General features: G+C 58.5%; 12 protein-coding genes. 8 read left to right on the top strand and 4 right to left on the bottom strand.

The features are described 5' to 3' along the window. The first annotated feature begins 13 nt into the window (after positions 1–13). Entirely contained in the window at positions 14–994 is a 981-nt protein-coding gene (locus ACTQZF_RS01980) for a hypothetical protein (protein WP_441554425.1), read from the top strand. 348 nt (positions 995–1,342) lie between these two features. Here ACTQZF_RS01980 and ACTQZF_RS01975 read toward each other — a convergent pair whose 3' ends face one another. The 4 genes from ACTQZF_RS01975 to ACTQZF_RS01960 all read right to left on the bottom strand — a co-directional run bounded on the left by ACTQZF_RS01975 (position 1,343) and on the right by ACTQZF_RS01960 (position 4,467). Next, positions 1,343–2,506, bottom strand: coding sequence for a phosphoglycerate dehydrogenase (locus tag ACTQZF_RS01975; RefSeq protein WP_154515718.1), 1,164 nt, complete (start codon positions 2,504–2,506; stop codon positions 1,343–1,345). A gap of 69 nt (positions 2,507–2,575) precedes the next feature. Further along, positions 2,576–3,700, bottom strand: coding sequence for a 3-phosphoserine/phosphohydroxythreonine transaminase (serC, locus tag ACTQZF_RS01970; protein WP_441554424.1), 1,125 nt, complete (start codon positions 3,698–3,700; stop codon positions 2,576–2,578). 127 nt (positions 3,701–3,827) lie between these two features. Continuing rightward, positions 3,828–4,178, bottom strand: a complete 351-nt coding sequence (locus ACTQZF_RS01965) for a type II toxin-antitoxin system RelE/ParE family toxin (RefSeq protein WP_441041988.1) — start codon at positions 4,176–4,178, stop codon at positions 3,828–3,830. Beyond that, positions 4,165–4,467 (bottom strand): type II toxin-antitoxin system Phd/YefM family antitoxin, encoded by a 303-nt coding sequence (locus ACTQZF_RS01960; RefSeq protein WP_196032773.1) that lies wholly within the window; start codon positions 4,465–4,467, stop codon positions 4,165–4,167. Before ACTQZF_RS01960 ends, ACTQZF_RS01965 begins: the two co-directional genes overlap by 14 nt. A 415-nt stretch (positions 4,468–4,882) precedes the next feature. Here ACTQZF_RS01960 and ACTQZF_RS01955 point away from each other — a divergent pair, with 415 nt between their 5' ends. The 7 genes from ACTQZF_RS01955 (at position 4,883) to brxC (ending at position 18,772) form a co-directional block, all read left to right on the top strand. Continuing rightward, on the top strand, positions 4,883–9,556 hold the full coding sequence (locus ACTQZF_RS01955) for a hypothetical protein (RefSeq protein ID WP_441554423.1): 4,674 nt from the start codon (positions 4,883–4,885) through the stop codon (positions 9,554–9,556). A gap of 11 nt (positions 9,557–9,567) precedes the next feature. Beyond that, on the top strand, positions 9,568–10,800 hold the full coding sequence (locus ACTQZF_RS01950; protein ID WP_441554422.1) for a hypothetical protein: 1,233 nt from the start codon (positions 9,568–9,570) through the stop codon (positions 10,798–10,800). Beyond that, the gene (locus ACTQZF_RS01945; protein ID WP_441554421.1) at positions 10,801–12,729 is read left to right on the top strand and encodes a DEAD/DEAH box helicase; all 1,929 of its coding nucleotides are present in this window, start codon (positions 10,801–10,803) and stop codon (positions 12,727–12,729) included. It begins immediately after the preceding gene. A gap of 3 nt (positions 12,730–12,732) precedes the next feature. Further along, positions 12,733–13,701, top strand: coding sequence for a hypothetical protein (locus ACTQZF_RS01940; RefSeq protein WP_441554420.1), 969 nt, complete (start codon positions 12,733–12,735; stop codon positions 13,699–13,701). Between the two features lie 104 nt (positions 13,702–13,805). Next, complete coding sequence (locus ACTQZF_RS01935; protein ID WP_441554419.1) at positions 13,806–14,477, top strand: DUF1819 family protein; 672 nt, start codon at positions 13,806–13,808, stop codon at positions 14,475–14,477. 2 nt (positions 14,478–14,479) lie between these two features. Then, on the top strand, positions 14,480–15,103 hold the full coding sequence (locus tag ACTQZF_RS01930) for a DUF1788 domain-containing protein (RefSeq protein ID WP_441554418.1): 624 nt from the start codon (positions 14,480–14,482) through the stop codon (positions 15,101–15,103). Positions 15,104–15,112: 9 nt separating this feature from the next. Further along, positions 15,113–18,772 carry a BREX system P-loop protein BrxC gene (gene brxC, locus ACTQZF_RS01925; protein WP_441554417.1) on the top strand — a complete coding sequence of 1,220 codons (3,660 nt, stop codon included), beginning with the start codon at positions 15,113–15,115 and terminating at the stop codon, positions 18,770–18,772. Positions 18,773–18,933 lie beyond the last annotated feature (161 nt).

Genomic DNA, 18,933 nt, shown 5'->3' with positions numbered 1-18,933 from the left:
GGTCTTGGCAATAATGCCGGATCTGCCCGATTCTGTGGACGATCCGCGCAGGGAGCATCTTTGTGAGCACCCGCTCGTCAAGTATTTCCTGGGCACTCCGTTACACGTGTTGGCGCAGGGCCTCTGCGGGCGTAAGGGCGGCCGCATTGTCAGGCATGTTTGGAACGGGGAGAGGCCGTTTGGCTCCGTGCGGCAGACAGAGTTTGGCCTTGATGTCGCGTCCCCGCTCTTTACCCTGCTGACCCTGGCTTCCTCGGTCTCAAATGAGCGCCTGATCATGTGCATGTATGAGATGTGCGGCACCTTTGCCGTGTGCAAGATTGCGCCTCAGGTAAAGTTGGCACTTGAGCAGGCGTATGGGAGCCGGTGGGGTGACGCACGGTTGGGCTGGGAAAACGTAAAGGATGCCTCGGGGAATCCAACGGACCTGTGGAAACGACCGCCCTTGATTGAGCTCTCTGAACTAACCGAGTACGTCGATAAGATCCAGGGGCTCCGCGGTGCTAAATCGTTCACGCGTGCCGCGAAATGCATTACGGGGGTTGTGGCATCGCCGCTCGAGGTCCAGGCTTCGATGCTGTTTGGCCTTACGAGGTTGCGCGGCGGCGAAGGGCTGCGCCTTACCAATAACGTTGAGATTCGCATGACGCGCAGCGCCCGCCTGATTTCGGGGCTTGATAGGCGCTACGCCGATATCCTGCTGTCAAATAAGGACGGCAGCAGAGAGTGCCTGGTTGAATGTCAAGGTAAAGCCATTCACGGATCCATAGAATCCAAGATCTCGGACTCCGATCGAACGACGGCCCTTCAAGCGATGGGATATCCTGTCGTTCTGATGACCTATGGTCAGCTGGTCGACTCCGATGCCTTCCGCGTGGTGATGGAACTCATCATGTCCTATCTCGATGTGCCGTTGAAAGACAAGACGCCGCGGCAGCAGGAGCTCGAACGGCGGCTTCGTGAGGAGATTTTTATCGATTGGGCGGGAATGTAGCCGTGCGGGTGGAAAACGGTCGCGCGGACTAGAGTTTTGGTCACAAAAAGGCTTCAATTTCGCCTTTGGAGGGCCCTAAAAATGCTATCTAGAATAAGTTGTTTCGGAAAATAGACAGTCAACTTACATTCGGCACAGAGAGATCGATTTTTACCTACTAAAGTCCCTGATAAAGCTGTTTATCAGAGTAGGTGCGCTCAGTGATTTGGGCATGACTGTCGATTATCCGAAAAAACTTATTCTGGGTAGCATTTTCAAAACCAGCCGGAGCAACGAAATCGGCCCCCGTTTCGCGAAAACGGGGGCCGAATGAGCTTCATTGCCTGTCTGGCAGGCTTGGCGCCGACGCTACTTGATCACGCGTACGCGATACATCGAAGGAATCTGCTTGAGCGCCTCGATGGTGCTGCTGTCCAGGTGCTCGTCCGTGTCGAACATGGTGTAGGCGTTCTCGCCGGCGGACTCGTTGGTCATACGCTGCACGTTGGCGTTGTCCTTGGCCAGGATTGCCGTGATCTGGCCGATCATGTTGGGTACGTTGGCATGCAGGCAGGCAATGCGGCTTGCGGCGCGCGCCTTGCCCATGCTGCAGGCGGGGTAGTTGACGCTGTGCGCGATGTTGCCGTTCTCCAGGTAGTCCTTGAGCTCGCTGATGGCCATGTCGGCGCAGTTGGCCTCGGCCTCGCCGGTGCCGGCGCCCGAGTGCGTGGTGATAAACGTGTTGGGCATCTTGACCGTCTTGGGCGTGGCAAAGTCGCAGCTAAACCAGCTCAGCTTGCCCGCGCGCAGGGCTGCGTCGACGGCGTCCTCGTCAATGATGGTCTCGCGCGCGTAGTTGATGAGCACGGCGCCCGGGGCCAGCAGGTCGATCTGCTCGGTACTGATCATGCCGATGGTGTCGGCCTTGCTGGGCACGTGCACGGTGAGGTAGTCGCAGCCGCGGCAGAGGTCCTCGAGCGTGCCCACGCGCTGCACCTCGCGGCTCAGTACCCATGCGTGCTCGACGGAAATGAACGGATCGTAGCCGTAGACGTCCATACCCAGGTCGACGCAGGCGTTGGCGACCTTGGAGCCCACGTTGCCCAGACCGATGACGCCGATGCGCTTGCCCTTGAGCTCACGGCCCACAAAGGCCTTCTTGGCCTTCTCGGCATCGACCTGAATCTCGGGGTCGTCGGCGTTGTCGCGCACCCAGTTCATCGACTGCACCACGCCGCGGCTCGAGAGCACCAGCATGCCCAGGACGAGCTCCTTGACGGCGTTGCTGTTGGCGCCGGGGGAGTTAAAGACGACGACGCCCTTCTTGGCGTACTCCTCGATGGGGATGTTGTTGACGCCGGCGCCGCAGCGGGCGATGGCGCGGATGCCCTCGGGCAGCTCGTAGCCGTGCAGGTCGGTGGAGCGCATCAGGATGGCGTCGGCCTCCTCGGCGGTGCCCACAAACTCGTAGCCCTCGCCAAACTCGACCTTGCCGTCTTTGGTTATGTCGTCGATGGTTTTGATCTTGCGCATGAAAAACTCCTTAGCGGGTTTGTTTATAACAAGTGGTTTGAAGTGGCTGGTCGGCCCGCGGGTTGCGGGCTAGTTAGATCGCGGACTCAAACTATGCTGCGCTTCGAAGTCCTTCATGTACGAGGCCAGTGCCTGCACGTCTTCCATGGTTACGGCGTTGTAGACGCTCGCGCGCATGCCGCCCACCAGGCGATGGCCCTTGACGTTTTGAATCTGGTGCTCGGCCGCGCCTGCGACAAAGGCCGCGTCGAGTTCGGCGTCGCCGGTGCGGAAGGTGACGTTGGCGATGGAGCGGCTGCCGGCCTGCGTGGTGCCATGGAACAGCTCGCTGTGCTCGAGCAGGTCATAGAGCAGGTTGGCCTTGGCCCAGTTGCGCTCGGCCATGGCGGCGAGTCCGCCGGCTTGCTCCACCCAGCGGAATACCTTGCCGCACACGTAGATGCCAAAGGTGTTGGGCGTGTTGAGCATGGAGCCCTTGGCGGCTTGGGTCTTAAGGTCCATGTACTGCGGCGTCTGCGCAAAGGCTGGGCCATCGGCGATGAGGTCGTCGCGCACGATGACCACGGTCACGCCCGCGGCGCCGGCGTTTTTCTGCGCGCCTGCGTAAATGAGTCCGTAGCGCTCAACGTCGAGCGGCTGCGACAGAAAGCAGCTCGAGACATCGGCGACTAGCGGCACATCGCCGCAAGCGGGCAGCTCGTGGTACATGGTGCCAAAGATGGTGTTGTTCTGGCAGATGTAGACGTAGTCGAGCCCGTCGCCCGCGGCCTCGGCGGCAATGCGCGCGTTTATGTCGGCCATGGCGGGAATGCGGTCGAAATTGGTGTCCTCGGAGCTCGCGAGCAGCACGGCCTCGCCGTACTTTGCGGCCTCCTTGTACGCCTTGTTGGCGAAGTTGCCGGTCACGACGTAGCCGGCGCGGCCGCGGCGCATGAGGTTCATGGGGATGCCCGCAAACTGCAGCGTGGCGCCGCCCTGCAAAAACAGGACACGGTAGTTGTCGGGGATACTCAGCAGGCGGCGCAGGGTTGCCTCGGCGTCGTCGATAATCTGCTGGTACATGCTAGATCGATGGCTCATCTCGAGCACGGACATGCCGCAACCGCGGTAGTCCATCATCTCGTCGGCGATCTCGGCGAGCACGCTTGTAGGCAGTGCGGCCGGGCCAGCTGAGAAGTTGTGCACACGTGCCATCTTCTAGTTCCCCTCGTAGTCGTTTGAACGTTCGGGATACTTTAGCACAGTGGAGCGCCCGGCGCGACCGCATCACGGTAAAACTCGACTGCGCCGCTATGATTTACAGGATGGTTACATGGGGGGGCTACTTGAGTAGTTTGAATCTACTCAAAGGGTTCTTTCGATGGTCCTCGATTGCCAGGATGCTGATGTTTCGCTGCTCAACATCCACGTGGTAGTACACACCGTAGTGCGCGCAAAAGAAGACCCTGCAGTCAATGGGCGGAAAGGCTGCCTGATAGTAGGGGTCGTACTCTTCCCCAAAATAAGGATGCTCGGCTAGAAAGTCGATGAGGTTGCCGATTCTGGCGTAGATTCGCTCCGAAGGAATCTCGGCATAGGCATAGAGTGCCTCGTCAGTCATGACAACATCAAAAGGCTTATCAAGTTCGTCGAGCTCCGAGTAGAACTCGACGTCTGCGTTATCCAATTTCATGGCGAGCCGCCCTGATGCGATCTGCATCTGCCTTGGCCTGTTTCCACGGTCGCACGCGACCGTTTACTAAGTCGTCGTAGCCACGCGTGATGGCTCGCTGGATGCGTTCTTCGCGCTCCTGAATGGCGGTTAGTGCGCGCGTCTGCTCGTCATAGGCCTCGGCATCCATGACGACAAGCGATGCCGATCCGTTTTTGGTCAGGTAGACGGGCTCTTTGGTTTGGTGGCAGCTATCCGCTATGGAACCAAAGTTGCGTTGCAGATCGGAAATAGGCTTTACGACAGGCATATGAAACTCCTTACATAGAATCATATGTATAGATTTATCTTGATTATAGCGTAAAGACAAATGAGGACATGGGCGAGCAACCTTGCTTGTCCCATCTGGTGGCAGAAAGACGTGTATGATGCGCGGCGCGTCCGCGCGACAGGTCCATTTTAATTGCCTTGGTGCCAAGGAAAATGAAAGGGCCTTCAGGCGTGCGCGATCGCCGTTCACCGATTAAAACTACCGCTCATCTGCATATGCACAGTTGATTTATTGCACAACAAAATGTTGCTAAACAAAAACGTTCGCAAGTGGCGTATGAAGTAATCATTGGCATAATTCTTCCTTTTTTCCAATACAGCTAGTGGGTTGTTTGGGGAATATCGGGGGTCGTTTCTGTATGGACAACAATGCTGTGAGTGCAACAAACATTTCAATGGACGTAGACGCGTACTACGAGTCGCTCATTCTGGATGCGGTCGCGCAGGCCGATGCCCCACTGCACGAAGCACTGGTGCGCTCGAGCGTGTATCGCACCATTAATGACTCATACGAGCGAGCGCTAGCCCAACTAGTTATAGGTGGTGAACTTTTATACGCTAACGGCGAGTACAGCATGGCGCCCGGTGCGGCCAAGGAGGTGGCGGAACCCGCAGAGGAGCCGGTGGCTGCTGATGCCATTGAGCTTGAGGCTGTTAAAAGCGAAGGTGCCGAGGGCGAAAACACTGGGGACGAGGACGTTGACGGCACCGTTGTTGATGACGAAAACGTTGAGTCTGAAGAGGCTGCGCCTGAGGCCGTTGAGTGCGATGTCGAAGAACCCGTAGCCGCAGAGCCTGAGACACTTGAGCGCGCGGCGGCGGCGCCGTGGGCCGACGAGGCCGATATTGCAGAGCCCGAAGCGGTTGAATCCGTTACTCCTGAGGACCCTGCACCTATGGCTTTTGGCCCCATTTCGTTGCGTGCAGATTCGACCCTTGTGCAGTTGAAGGTTAATGGGCGCAGCTGGCCTATCCCTGTTGCCGTGGGTGTTTCGTATGACAAGAAGCCGGCCGACGGTCTGTCTCTCATGGGATACGAGTCGCCGACGGAGCCTGCAGAGGTGGCGGACGAGCAGCAGGAGCCGGCTCAAGTCGAGCAGCAGGAGCCGGTGCAGCCTGAGTGTCCCAGGCTCACGCTGTCTTCCGAGCCGCAGCAGCTGGTTATTTCCTTCTCGGATAGCCTTGAGGCCGAGGCCGCCACCGAGCTCGAGCAGCCCGCGCTTGTGCTCGAGTCTGAACCCGAATCCATTAAAGAGACCGTGACCGTCGCGGACCCCGAAGCCGAGATTGCGCCCATTTCTGAATCCGAACCAGAGCTCGAACTTGAGCCCTGCGTCATGGCTGCATCTAAGTTTGAGCCTTCCGAGGACGCCGTTAAAAAGCTCGAGCGTCCCAAGTACCTGAGCGGTTGGGACGACCCGCGCTGTGTGTTTGATACCGAGACCCAGGTTGCCTTTCTCGACAAGCATGAGATTCACGATGTGTTTTGCCTTGTGCGCAAGTTGGGCAAGGCTGAGGACGAGACCTTACGCATTGCTTTCGAAAAGCATCTTACCGCCTATGCTTTGCCGCTATCTCCGCAGTATCGCGCGCAGGCGCCAGAGCTCGGCAGACTCTCGGGCAATGCGAGGCTGACATTTGACATCTATGGTAATCTGCGCAGCATTAGGCGTGATTACCGTGCCTACGCGAACATTAAAGGACCGATTAGCGAAACACTTAGCACGGTGTATACGAGTGGCGGCGCGCCGCTTTCGCTGTGGAACCTTTCGATTACTCCGGCAATTCAGCGTAAATTAAAATGGACCCTTAAAATCTACGACCTGCCTACGCTGCTCACCTACAATGCTACGGCGTTACGGAGAAGCGGCCTCACATCTTCTGAGGTTGGTTCAATTATCGATGCTTTAAATGAGTGGCCATCGGGTCGTTTGCAGCTGGGAAAAACCAAAGACGAAATGGAACTTGCCCGTCTGGCTGCAATAGGGGGTTGGTATCCAGCTGCTGGCACGCCGCTCGAGCGCGTCGAGGCAGTTAACCGTCTTGTCAGGGATACCATTAACCGTCTGCAGCGCGAAGGCCTTGCCGTAAACGAGCCTTCGTTCCGTCTACTCTTTTGTACCAGGCTGGCGGGTAGGCTTGCGACGGGCGCTAACGAAGAGGACGCTGTCAATTCGGCGCTCGCGAGTCTCAAAAGTGAATATCCCGCCTTTAGTGCAGCGGTAAAAACGTTTGAGCGCCTGAACTTTGAGCTGCCTCAGGATCAAGAAGATATTGAGGCCAGCAATACGGAATCTAACTGCGAAAATGCCGATTCGGCAGACGACGTTATTACGTCGGTCGATGAGGTTCAACCGGGCGGCGAGGTGGATGCTCAGACGGAAGCGCTTGAAGCGCAGTCCGCTCACGAGTCTGAGCATCCACCGGTGCAAGATCTTACGCTGGAACAGGCGCTTAAGCTTGCCGTGGGCCAGGACATTGTAAAGTTCAATAGATGGTTCACGGATCTCGCATACCAGGACCGCATCCTGATGGGCTATATGCTCATCGATGACAAGCCGGCTCGCTGGATGGATAACCTTGGCAAGTCTGCTTGGAAAATCCGCGAGCGTTACGATGCCCTTATGGCGGGGCGACCAACGTTTGACGTCGATACATTTGGTCCGCTCTTTCATACGTATAAGCTTTCCGCCAAGGAGTTTTACGGCCTAACGCAAACCGCACAGCCTGCATTCCTGTATATGAAGCGCGTATACGGACAGGGCACCATCCCGCTTAAATATGCACAGGTCGATAAGGACCTTGCGCCGTTTGTATGCGATGCGGTTCGCGCGTACTTTGCGAGCATGGAAACCGAAAACGCTGACGAACCGGCCGAGGAGAAGGCCGCGCCGGTGGAGCAGGCTGTCGCGCCGACACCCGAGCCCGAGCCTGCGACCGAGCCCGAGCCCGCGCCGACACCCGAGCCCGAGCCCGCGCCGACACCCGAGCCCGAGCCTGCGACCGAGCCCGAGCCAGACCAGATGCCTGACTCTGCCGCTCCGGAGCCAACTGCCGTCCCGGTCCCACAACAGCCGGCAAAGCCCTTTACCAGCAAAATCGAAGACCTCACCGGCAAAGGCCCTATGTCTATCGAGGCGTGGCTGGCGTTGCTGCCCGCCGACGATGCCGACCTGCTGCGCTGGGTCTTTAGCGACAAGCCCCTTATGGATTACCCTCGCAAGCCGGCCGGACTCGGCCCTCTGCGTCGACGTCGTGATGACCTGATCAGCAACCGTCCGCAATTGGACGAGGATCAGTTTAGTTCGTTTTACACGTGTTACGACCTTACCGTGGAGACGTTTTGCGAGATAACGCAGGCGTCTCCGATGGCCTTTGGCTATCTGAAGGCCATTAAAGTCTCGAACAGGTTTAGTCTTCGCCGCGCCGCCAATGATCCGACATTGCCGCAGGAGTGGCGTGATAGGATAGCGCAGCTGCACCGCCGTCCTGCCGCGGATACGCTTCGAGCGCCTGTAAACATCGAAAAGGACAACGCCTCCCAGCTCGAGCAGATTGCGCGTAAAAAGCTGGGCAGCTTCTCCACGCGCGGTGCCGCGCTGCGTGCCTTTGCCGAGACCGGAGCTGTTGAGGAATACCACACGCTCAAAGACATCCGCATCAAGTACCAGCGGTTTTTGGATGATAACAAGTGCGGCTTTAAACAGATGTTGGCGATGCCTTCCGAAGACACCAAGTGTCTTAACGAATTACGCGGCACCGGAAGTTTTTTGGTGGCTCGTGGCAACAAGATACGCTCCTACAAGATTGACAACCGCCTTACGTCCGAGTTGCGTCGGGTCTTAACGCTCGCCGCCGGGCGCAATATCGAGTGCGGCGCGGGTCTTATCCTGCGCGAGAACAAGGAGTTGTGCGACCTATACGACGTGCGTGATGACGAGGAGCTCTACGAGATAATCCGCACGTACGTGCGCCCGGATACGGTGCACGGTTTGCGGACGGTTATGTCCCCCGTGATACGCTTGGGCGAGACGGATCGCAAGCGTCAGATGCTCGATGTACTGCGCGACGCGGGCACCGAGCTGTCGCGCGAGGAGTTTGCCCAGCGCTACGCGGACAAGTACTGCATAGACACGAAGACGGTTCGCAGCAACTACCTGCGCGACATGAACGCATATCTACGCAACGATCGCTACTCGTATGTCGATGTCGACCTTTCTGCCGAGCAGCAACAATTCATCAAGGACATGGTGACCGAAGACTACGTATCGCTGCCGTACGTCAGGGCGAGCTTTATTGCTAAGTTTGGCTCCACGTCCGGTCGTCTCATTAACGATCAGACGCTCGCGCCCCTGGGCTTGGAGGTCTCGAGGGACCTGATCGTTAAAAAGGGCGTTGATCTGCGGAAATCGTTTGATAATCTGCTTATGTCGCGCGATAGCTTTGCCTATGGGGCGCCAGGGTTTGGTGATGAAGTCATTAACCACCAGGACTTTAGGCTGGCAATAGCTCAGCTGCTACGCAACTTCACCTTTATCGAGTGTAATCACGGTTCATTTATTTCGCTCAAGCACCTAGAGGAGTCGGTGGGAATTCGACGTACAGACCTAAGCTCGTATGCATATGCCGTTTCTGGTCGTACGGAGTCGGGCGTGCCATTTACAGTGGCAAGCCTGCGCAAGCAGGGCTTTGAGCACAAGCTCGATGCTGTGGCAGAGGAGTGCGGCTTTGACGATGCGTTTTTCGACTCGATTGTTGTGTACGGGCTGCCGCAAGAACAGATTAGGCGCACCCGCTTTGGCGGCACCTACATGTTCTGCCGAAAGGAAGGGAGTTTCTCCATTGCCGATGCGGTCGAATATGTCGCCAAGCAAAGGGGGCCCATTGGTGTAGACGACCTTATCGATGTGTTCCAGGACGATTACGGTGTGGTCTTTACCGCTTACGACATCATCAAGGCGGTCAAGGACAAAGACCTGTTCTACAACGAGGACCTTGACATGGTCATGCCCAACAAGGAAGCGAATGCAGCTTACCTGCGCGAGCTGTATATCAAAAACAACCAATAGGAGGAGTCAACATGAACCTGCTCGAAATGATCGGCGACGGCGTCAACATTAAGCCGACCGGAGCCAACCACAAGATCGTGATCGACGGCAAGCCCGAGATGTATCCCGTCTACAGCATTAAGCTTGAGTTCCTGCGCTACAACGTGCAGAACGACCGTATCGCCTCGTGGATTAGCCGCTATAAGGCCGAACATGGCGAGGGTGCGTTTAATGAGCTGGACGTCGCGGCCTGCAACGACATCATTGAGGGTTTTATCGTCGACAGCAATAAGGATGCCATCGAAAAGACGCAGCGTAGCATTGCCCTGCGTTCGCAGGAGCGCCCCGGCGTGGTGCTGGCCGACGGCCTGATCGTCGACGGCAACCGCCGCTTTACCTGTCTGCGTCGTCTTGCCGCCGAAAACCCAAGTTTTGGCTGGTTTGAGGCTGTTATTCTTCCCGAGAGCCTGGGTAACGATTCCAAGAAGATCAAGATGCTGGAGCTTTCGATCCAGCATGGCGAGGAAGAGAAGGTCGGCTACGACCCGGTCGACCGCCTGGTGGGCATCTACAACGACATCATCAGCTCCAACTTGCTCTCGAAGGAAGAGTACGCCCAGTGCATTGGCGTTGAGCCCAAGGAGCTCGAGAAGGAGATTGTAAAAGCCCGCTATATGAACGAGTTCCTGGAGTTTGCCAACGCCAAGGACCAGTTCCACCTGGCGCGCGAGCTCAAGGTCGCCGGCGTTATCAACGACCTGCAGGGCGTGCTAAAAAAGTGCAAGAGCGACGATCAGGAAGAGGACGTTAAGAACATCGTCTTTGCCAACATGATTGCCGAGCCGCAGGGCGACATCGTGCGCTTTGTCCGCAAGATGAAGCCGATTCTGGAAGGCCCCGACGCGGATCGCTTTATCGAGCGCGAAAACGAGCTGGCCTTTGAGGTTGCCGAGCGCCTGAAGAACAAAGAGATCGTGACCTCGACCGACATCGCCGAGATTCGCGACGATGTTCAGCTGGCGACGGCCTTCCGTGAGGTTATGGAGTCGGCCGAAAACACCACCAAGATGAACAAGGCCCTCAAGTCGCCTTCGCTCTCGATCATTCGCGCCATCAGGGATCTTGATCAGGTGGAGGAATCGACCTTTGGCTTGCTGCCTGCGGACGAGATTGCCAATATCGCCGCCGAGGTCGCCAAGCTCGAGGCGAGGGTGCATATGATCAAGGACAAGATCTCGTACAGGATGGGCGGCGAGGAAGCCTAAATGAAACTGCGCCTCTCGTATAGCGACGGCATTTCCGTCGTGCCGCTCGACATGACGGTTGAGCAGCTGCGCCGCGAGCCGGTCTGGAAGATTCGGCTTTCGGCGTTGCGCCGCTATGCACCGAGCTATCGAGAGGCGGACGTGCTCTTTCCGCTGGCGATTGACGACCCGGGCGCCAAGCGCATCGTCGAGCTGCTGCAGCAGGCGGCAAGCTTTGGTGTGGAGTGCCAGGTGGACCCGGACCTGCTGCGAGGCCTTACGGCGCGTGAGGACTATCTGCGCGAGAAGGCGCGCGTGGGTCTGCTGATCAAGGCGCACGATGAGTCGGTGGCCGATCGCTTTGATGAGTTTTGCCAGGCAGAAGACGCCCTGATGCAACGCCCGCTCAAGGACCGCCAGCTGTGGGATGCGTTCTTTATGAGTGCCATGGGCCGCAGCGCCAACTTCTCCGTTCCCGGTTCGGGCAAGACGGCGTCGGTCCTGGGCACCTTTGCCTACCTGCGCGAGCGCGACCTGGTCGACCGCATCATCGTGCTTTCGCCCAAAAACGCTTTTGGTTCGTGGCGCGATGAATGGGCCGCCTGTTTTGGCGCCGACCGCCCGCTGCGTTCGCTGTGCTTTCACGACCCCGAGTTTCGCGGTCGTTCCACGCGCGATAAGTGCAGCACTCTGCTGTTTGACTACAAGCGCTACGACATGATTTTGCTCAATTACGAGTCTGTCGCACTGGGGGAGGCGGCCGCGCGTATTGCGGCAGATCGCGCCCTGGTGGTATTTGATGAGGTGCACAAGGTGAAGCGTGTGGGCGGCAAGCGCGCGGCAAGCGCGGTGCAGATTGCCGCGGCGGCGCCGTACTTTATCGCGCTTACCGGTACGCCGATTCCCAACTCGTTTGAGGACCTATACAACCTGCTCCACTGTCTATGGCCGCGCGACTACAACTGGTACTTTGGCATGAGCGCCAATGCCCTTAAGTCGACGAGCGAGGACGACGTTGAGCATATTAACGAGTCCATCGCGCCGTTCTTTTGCCGTACGAACAAGCATCAGCTGGGCGTACCCCGGGCCAACGAGGACCATCTGGTCGATGTGCCTGCAGAACGCTGGGAGCAGCAGCTGTTCCAAAAGGTGCTGCGTACGCTTTCGGGCGAGCCGTTCGAGATGATTATTCGCCTGTTGCAGCTTTCGTCCGATCCGCGCATGCTGGCCGAGGATCTGAGCGCCGGCGACTATGCCGACCTGTTTGACGGCGAGGTGCAGACGGGGGCGGGCAAGGCACTGGAAGGTCTGCAGGTGGATGACCGGCCCACAGCCAAGATGGTCGCCTGCCTGGACTTGGTCGAGTCCCTGGTAGCCCAGGGCAAGTCAGTCATCGTGTGGTGCATCTTTAAGCGCAGTATTCGTAATGTGGTGCGCGAGCTGCGCGAGCGCGGCATTACGGCCCGCGCTATCAGTGGGTCGACCGATATGCCCACGCGTGCCCGCGTCATCGACTCGTTTAAGGCAGGGGAGACGAGCGTGCTGGTCACCAACCCGCACACACTGGCCGAGTCGGTCTCGCTCCACAGCGTGTGCCACGACGCCGTCTACTTTGAGTGCAGCTACAACCTGGTGCACCTGCTGCAGTCCAAGGATCGCATCCACCGCCTGGGCCTGCCGCAAGAACAGTACACGCAGTACCACTATCTGCGCGCCGTGTACGAACGCCGCGGCGGCCCCTGGTCGCTCGACCGCAATATCTACGAGCGGCTGCAGCACAAGGAACAGGTCATGCTCGACTCGATTGACCGCGGCACGCTGGAACCCGGCTATACCGACGAGCGCGATCTGGAACTGGTGTTTAAGGGTCTTTTTGATGACGAGGAACAGCGTAACGAGATCAACGACCACGACGCCGCGGACGATACGCAAGAACGCAAGGAGATGTAAACGATGCAGAAAGCCTTTCCCATCTTTGCCATGGAGCTGTTTTGCGACGGTTGGCTGTTCTTAACGCATTCCGATGTGACGTGGGATGGATCGTCGCACGCCGTTAAGCGTATTCGTATCAATGCCGACAAAAGTGAGCGGCTCCTGAGCCATGTGCGCGAGCACTTTACGGATGTTCCGAGCAACATCGATTTGTGCCAATACGTCGGTGCCACGTTAGAAGAGCTCGAGAAGCATGCCGAGCCGGTTGTTCCCCGAGACGTTGTTTCGTCCCGTCTGCAGTTGCTGTTTGAGGGCGACTTGACGCCGATTACGCTGGTGCAGCTCATGTGTGTGGGCGACTGGCTTTCGGTGCGTCAGGGCAATGAGGGCGAGATCCGCGTTACCTACGACGAGCGTCTGGCTCAGCAGATTTCCGGGTTTGGCCTGTTTATGGCGAGCTTTGTCGAGTCGCTTTGCTCTCAGAGCACGATGTTGAGCGACGGATCGGTTGCCACGGTGTTCGAGGCAAGGCCGGCAACGGAGCCGGGTATATGCGCGTTTTTGGAGATGAGTGAAACGGCTCTCGCGGAGCCCGAACCCGAGGATGCGCCCGACGTTGGACGGGGATCCGAGCCCGAGCCCGAGTCTGAGCCAGAGCCTGCACCGGAACCTGCTCCCAAGCCCTCTGCAAAAGAGCAGGAAAAGCTGCGCATCGCAAGGGAGGTAAAGGCCGCGCGCGACAAGATGGAAGAGCTCGACAAGGCACGTGTTTCTTTGCTCAACCAGCTGCTTGTGCTGCGCCATAAGCATGAGCAGCTTTCCGATCAAAGTGGTTGGAGGGCAATTGTCGAGATGGAGGAAGTCGGCAGGCAGGTCAAAGATCTCAGCAGCCATGTCGACCAGATTGACAAGCAGCTGAGCGACGCACGACTTGCCTACGCCGAGACCCGCGCAGCGTCGCTGCAAGCGCTTAAGGAGCTGGGGCAGTAGGACAGCAACAACCCTCACGACCCGGTACTTAAACGGTATGATTGGAAGCACGTTTGCATCGCCCCGATGCAAATAAAAAGGCCCGAACCCTTGGAGTGTGTCCTGTGGATAACACCGACAAAATATCGCTGGGAGGCGTGCTCACGCGCGAGCAGTTTTTGCTGCCCGAGATGCGCATCGTCGCTGCGTTGCGTCTGGAGGGCGTGAGCGACGACGAGATCATTGCGCGCGTTAAGCACGACAACCTGTTTCAGTATCCCACCGAGCGCATGCTGGCCGACCGCGCCCGCGTGTGCCTGCGCCGCTTTGATGCCGTAGCGCTCGACGAGGCGCAGTGCGCTGCCCGCGGTATCGACAAAGACACCGCCGATCAAGCGGTCACGCGCATCATGGATCTTGTCGCCAACGGCATGCCCGATCAGGCTGCCCAGGCCAACCTGTTTGCCATGATGTGCCGCTACACCATGGTCCGCGAGCTCATCCAGGTGGAGATCGGCGAGCGCATGTCTAACTTCGACTACAACTTTACCGACGTTGACCTTAACGCGTTTGTCACCCGTTTTCAGGTTGAGCATGCCGAGGCCGTCAAATGGTCCGATGCTACGCTGGGCCGTATAAAAAGCACCCTGCGCCAGATTCTGCGCAGCGCCGGTTTTAAGGCATCGCAGCGCACCGATACGCTCCAGCCCCTGCTGTTGGACCCCGACGTGGAACAGGCCATCCGCGACCTGGGCGACAGGGACGCCCTGGCCGCACTCACCGGGCAGGTGATGTAGACATGGCAATAAACCAGCCGCACATTCGCCCGCGCAACCGCGCCGAGCGCATGCATGAGGACTTTGACCATCGCCGCGAGGCGCTGCGCGAGCGCCTGCAAGACCAGGATTTCTTGGCCAACAAGGGCATCGGTAACGAGATCGGCTTTTATACGTTTTGCTACGATCCTTCGCTGGAGTTTGAGTGCCGCGCCTATGTGGACGAGCTCATGGCAGATGCCCAGGCCGGCAAGCTGCCGTGCAATCTGGAGGTCTTTAACCTGTACGACGTGATGCTCGAGATTTGCGAGCAGCGCCGTATTTTGCGTGCGATTCCCCGGCGTGAGGCAAAGGTCGGCTCGGAGGCCCAGATCAAAGAGCTCCAGAAGCCCTGCAGCTCCAAGAGCTTTGCCCAGTACCTCTTGGAGCATACCCAGCCTCATCAGCCCGGCGACGTGATCTTGCTCACGGGTGTGGGCGAGGTCTTTCCGCTGCTGCGCGTGCACAACCTGCTCAACGACATGCTTGCCGATTTTGGCACCGTGCCCGTCGTCGTCATGTACCCCGGCAGCTTTGATGGCCGCCAGCTCAAGTTGTTCAACAAAGAGAACGCCAGCAACTACTACCGCGCGTTCGATATTTCTTAGGAGCGAAAGATGATTATCCAAGACCTGTTTTCCAAGGACATCAACCGTTCCATCAACGGCGTCGTCAAGGTGCAAGATGCCAGCGACGAATCGGTGCGCCAGGAGCTCGACGAGTACGTGGTGACGCGCGAGCTGCAGGGTCATTTTGCGCACTTCTTCGAGGCGTACGATAAGGCGCTCGACGTTCCCACCGACAATATGGGCGTGTGGATCAGCGGCTTCTTTGGCTCCGGTAAATCGCACTTCCTCAAGATGCTCTCGTATCTGCTGCAAAACGATGAGATTGCCGGCAAGCGGGCCGTCGATTACTTTAAGGGCAAGATTTCCGACCCCATCGTGGCCGCTCGGGTTCGTCGTTGCTGCGAGGTTCCCACCGAGGCGATCCTGTTTAACATCGACAGCAAGGGCGGCCAGTGGAAAGAGGGCGACACCTCGCGCACGGCCCTGCTGCGCGCCTTTGAGCGCGTGTTCTTTGAGCACCTGGGCTTTTTTGGCGAGGACCTTAAGCTCGCGCGCCTGGAGCAGCATATCGACAGCAAGGGTAAGACGCAGGAGTTTCGCGCTGCCTACGAGAGCATTGACCACGGCAACTGGCTCGAGGACCGCGAGAGCTATAGCTACTTTGAGGACGACATCGTCGAGGCCCTGCAAGAGGTCCTGGGCATGAGCGAGCAGGCCGCGCGCCACTGGTTCGACGGTACCGAGGACGACGCCATCGCTGCCGATACCTTTGCCAAGATGGTCAAGCAGTATGCCGACAAGCGCGCCGAAGAGTGCGGCGGCGAGTTCCGCCTGCTGTTCATGGCCGATGAGGTGGGTCAGTTTATTGGCTCCGATGCCGACATGAGCACCAGCCTTATGCTGTCGCTGCAGACGCTCGTCGAGGAGCTGGGCAGCCGTTGCGGTGGCCGCGTGTGGGTTATGGTGACCAGCCAGGAGGCCATCGACGAGGTCGCCATGATCGTGGGCGACGACTTCTCCAAGATTCAGGGTCGCTTTAACACGCGCCTTTCACTCTCCAGCTCCAGCGTGGACGAGGTTATCCAGCGCCGCGTGCTGCAAAAGAACGATGCCGCCACGGTAAAGCTCCAGCAGGACTACGAGGCCCAGAGCACCGTGCTCAAAAACGTGTTCAGCTTCGATGGCTCGCGCAGCAACCTGATCGGCTACGCCAGCCGCAACGACTTTACGGCTAGTTACCCCTTTGTGGACTATCAGTTTAAGGTGCTGCCCGACGTTATGACCGAGGTGCGCAAGCACGGCGTTAAGGCCAAGCATATGTCTACGGGCGAGCGCTCCATGCTCTCGGCCTTCCAGGAATCTGCCCAGGCCATCCAGGATCAAGAGGTGGGCGCCCTGGTGCCGTTCTGGCGCTTCTTCGATACCATCGCCAAGGATCTGGAGCATGGCGTGATTCAGGTGGTCACGACTGCCGAGCGCGCGGCCGAGGACGGCCGTGGCCTTAAGGCCCAGGACGTTAAGGTCCTAAAGCTGCTGTATCTGATTCGCTATATCGACTACATCAAGTCCAACGTCGAGAACATCTCCATCCTTATGGTCGACGGCATGGACGTGGACAAGGCCGCCCTTAAGGACCGCGTTAAGGAGTCGCTCGACCGCCTGGTGCGCGAGAACTACGTGGCACGTCAGGGCGATGCGTACAATTTCCTTACCGACGAGGAACAGGATATCTCGCGCGCCATTAGCGAGACGCCGGTAGATGCTGCCTTGATTATCGAGGGCATTAAAAAGTCGCTCTTTAGCGGCATCTATACGGCTACCAAGCTGCGCGTGGGCGCCAACGACTTTCCCTTCGACCGCTATGTAGACGACTCGGTCTATGGTGTGGCCCAGGGCGGCATGAAGCTCAACGTCGTTACGGTGGCAGATGACCTCTCGCGTGCCGACGATGCCGAGCTCGCCGTCAAGTCGGCCAATATCGCGCTGGTGGTGCTGGCAGACGACATCGACTACTTCGACGATCTGCAGAATGTGGCTAAGATCCGCAAGTATCGCAAGACCATCAATACCGAGGCCCTGGCGCCTTCGACTCAGCAGATTATCCAGGCAAAGATGAAAGAGGCTACTTTCGTTGAGCGCGAGGCAGCCAAACTGCTGGAGGAGGCCGTGCTGCATGCCCGTGTGGCTGTGAATGGTTCCATGGTTAACATTCGCGCCACCAAGCCCGCCGATGTGTTTGACCAGGCCCTGTCAAAGCTGACGGATGCCATCTTTACCAAGGCCGACTACATCGCCGACCCCGCCAAGACCGACGAGGACATTCGCGCCACGCTGCGCGGTGCCAACCAGGTGGCGCTCGACGGTCAGAGCTCCCAGAACGCCCGCGCCGAGAAGGAGGTCGCGGACTTTTTGCATGCCCAGACGCGCCTGTCGCTGAATACGACCATGGGTGACCTGCAGCGTAAGTTCCAGGGTGCTCCCTATGGTTGGCGCGAAATCGACATTGCCAACGTGGTGGCGCAGCTGGTGGTTTCGCAGCGCGCGACCATTACGGCTGCCGGCGCCAATGTTGCCCCCACCGACCTGCGTATGGTTACCTTCCTGCGCAAGGACGCCGACAAGGCCCAGGTGCGCGAGCGCGTTAAGATGAGCGACGAGCTCATCAAGAAAGTCAACAGGGTGCTGCGCGAGACCTTCGACGCCAAGCGTGATATTTCCAACGAGGACGAGCTTACCGCCACGGTGATCGATACGCTTGCGGGCTACAAGAACGAGTGCGTGGAGCTCACGAACAACAACTTTACGGGCTTGGCCCCGGCCTATCCGTATCCGGGCCTAAAGGTGCTGGACGACGGCATTAAGCTGACCACGCTCCTGTTGGATAACCAGAACGACGCCCAGGCGCTCTTCAATGCCTTTGTAAAGGCGCAGGACGATCTGGACGATTGGAAAGAGGACTACGACCAGGTCGTGTTCTTCTTTGAGAGCCAAAAGCCCGTCTTTGATAAAGCCGTTGCGTTTATGGGCCTTATGAAGGACGAGGGCTTCTACATGGACTCTAACGCCCAGGCGGTCGAGGCCAACAAGCGCATTGAGCAGATTCTGAAGAACCCGCGTCCGTACCGTGAGGTCCGCGAGCTGCATGACCTGATGGAGCCCGTCATGGCTGCCCATAAGCAGATGGTCGATGCCAAGCGCAAGGAGATGCTGGACGACATAACCGCACAGATGGCCCAGGTACACGAATATGCCCAGAGCCAGGACGGCTACGCCAAGCTGGCCGAGCGCGCTATCGAGAACGCCGGTCGCATGGCCAAGTCGTTTGAGAGCCGCGTTCACGCTGCCACCAAGGCGAGCGAGCTTGCCGCGCTCAAGCAGCAGCTGATTGAGTATTGCGACCGCGCGTGCGAGAACATCGATAAAGCTATCGATGAGGAGAAGGCTCGCCAGCAGCGTGAGAGCCGCCGCGCAGAAGTCATGCCTTCCGGTGAGACCGTTACTACGATCAAAGACCCGGGCAACGATGCTTCGGCGACCGTCGAGCCTGCACCCGCTCCTGCTCCCAAGAGGATTAAAAAGCTGCGCCTGGCCGAACTGGGCGAGCGCAAAAAGCTGGAGAGCGAAAGCGATATTGACGCTTATCTTGCCCAGCTCCGCGCACGTCTGCTTGCCGAGCTACAGGGCAACGACGCCATCCGCCTGAGCTAACCAAGAGCCGCTGGGGAAGGGGAGACCGCCATGAACGATACCGCCATCAAGAACTACTGCATCTGGGCCCGCAACGAGCTCATCGCCGGCGTCGAGGCCCGCATGAGGCTCTACGGCGTGGCCGAGGGCGCCGAGCCGGCCGGCGCCGCGGCGGCGGGCGG

Source organism: Collinsella sp. LCP19S3_H3, assembly GCF_052119145.1.
GTDB lineage: Bacteria > Actinomycetota > Coriobacteriia > Coriobacteriales > Coriobacteriaceae > Collinsella.
Note: the sequence above shows the minus strand (reverse complement) of the source record. Positions and strands in the feature narration are given on the sequence as shown.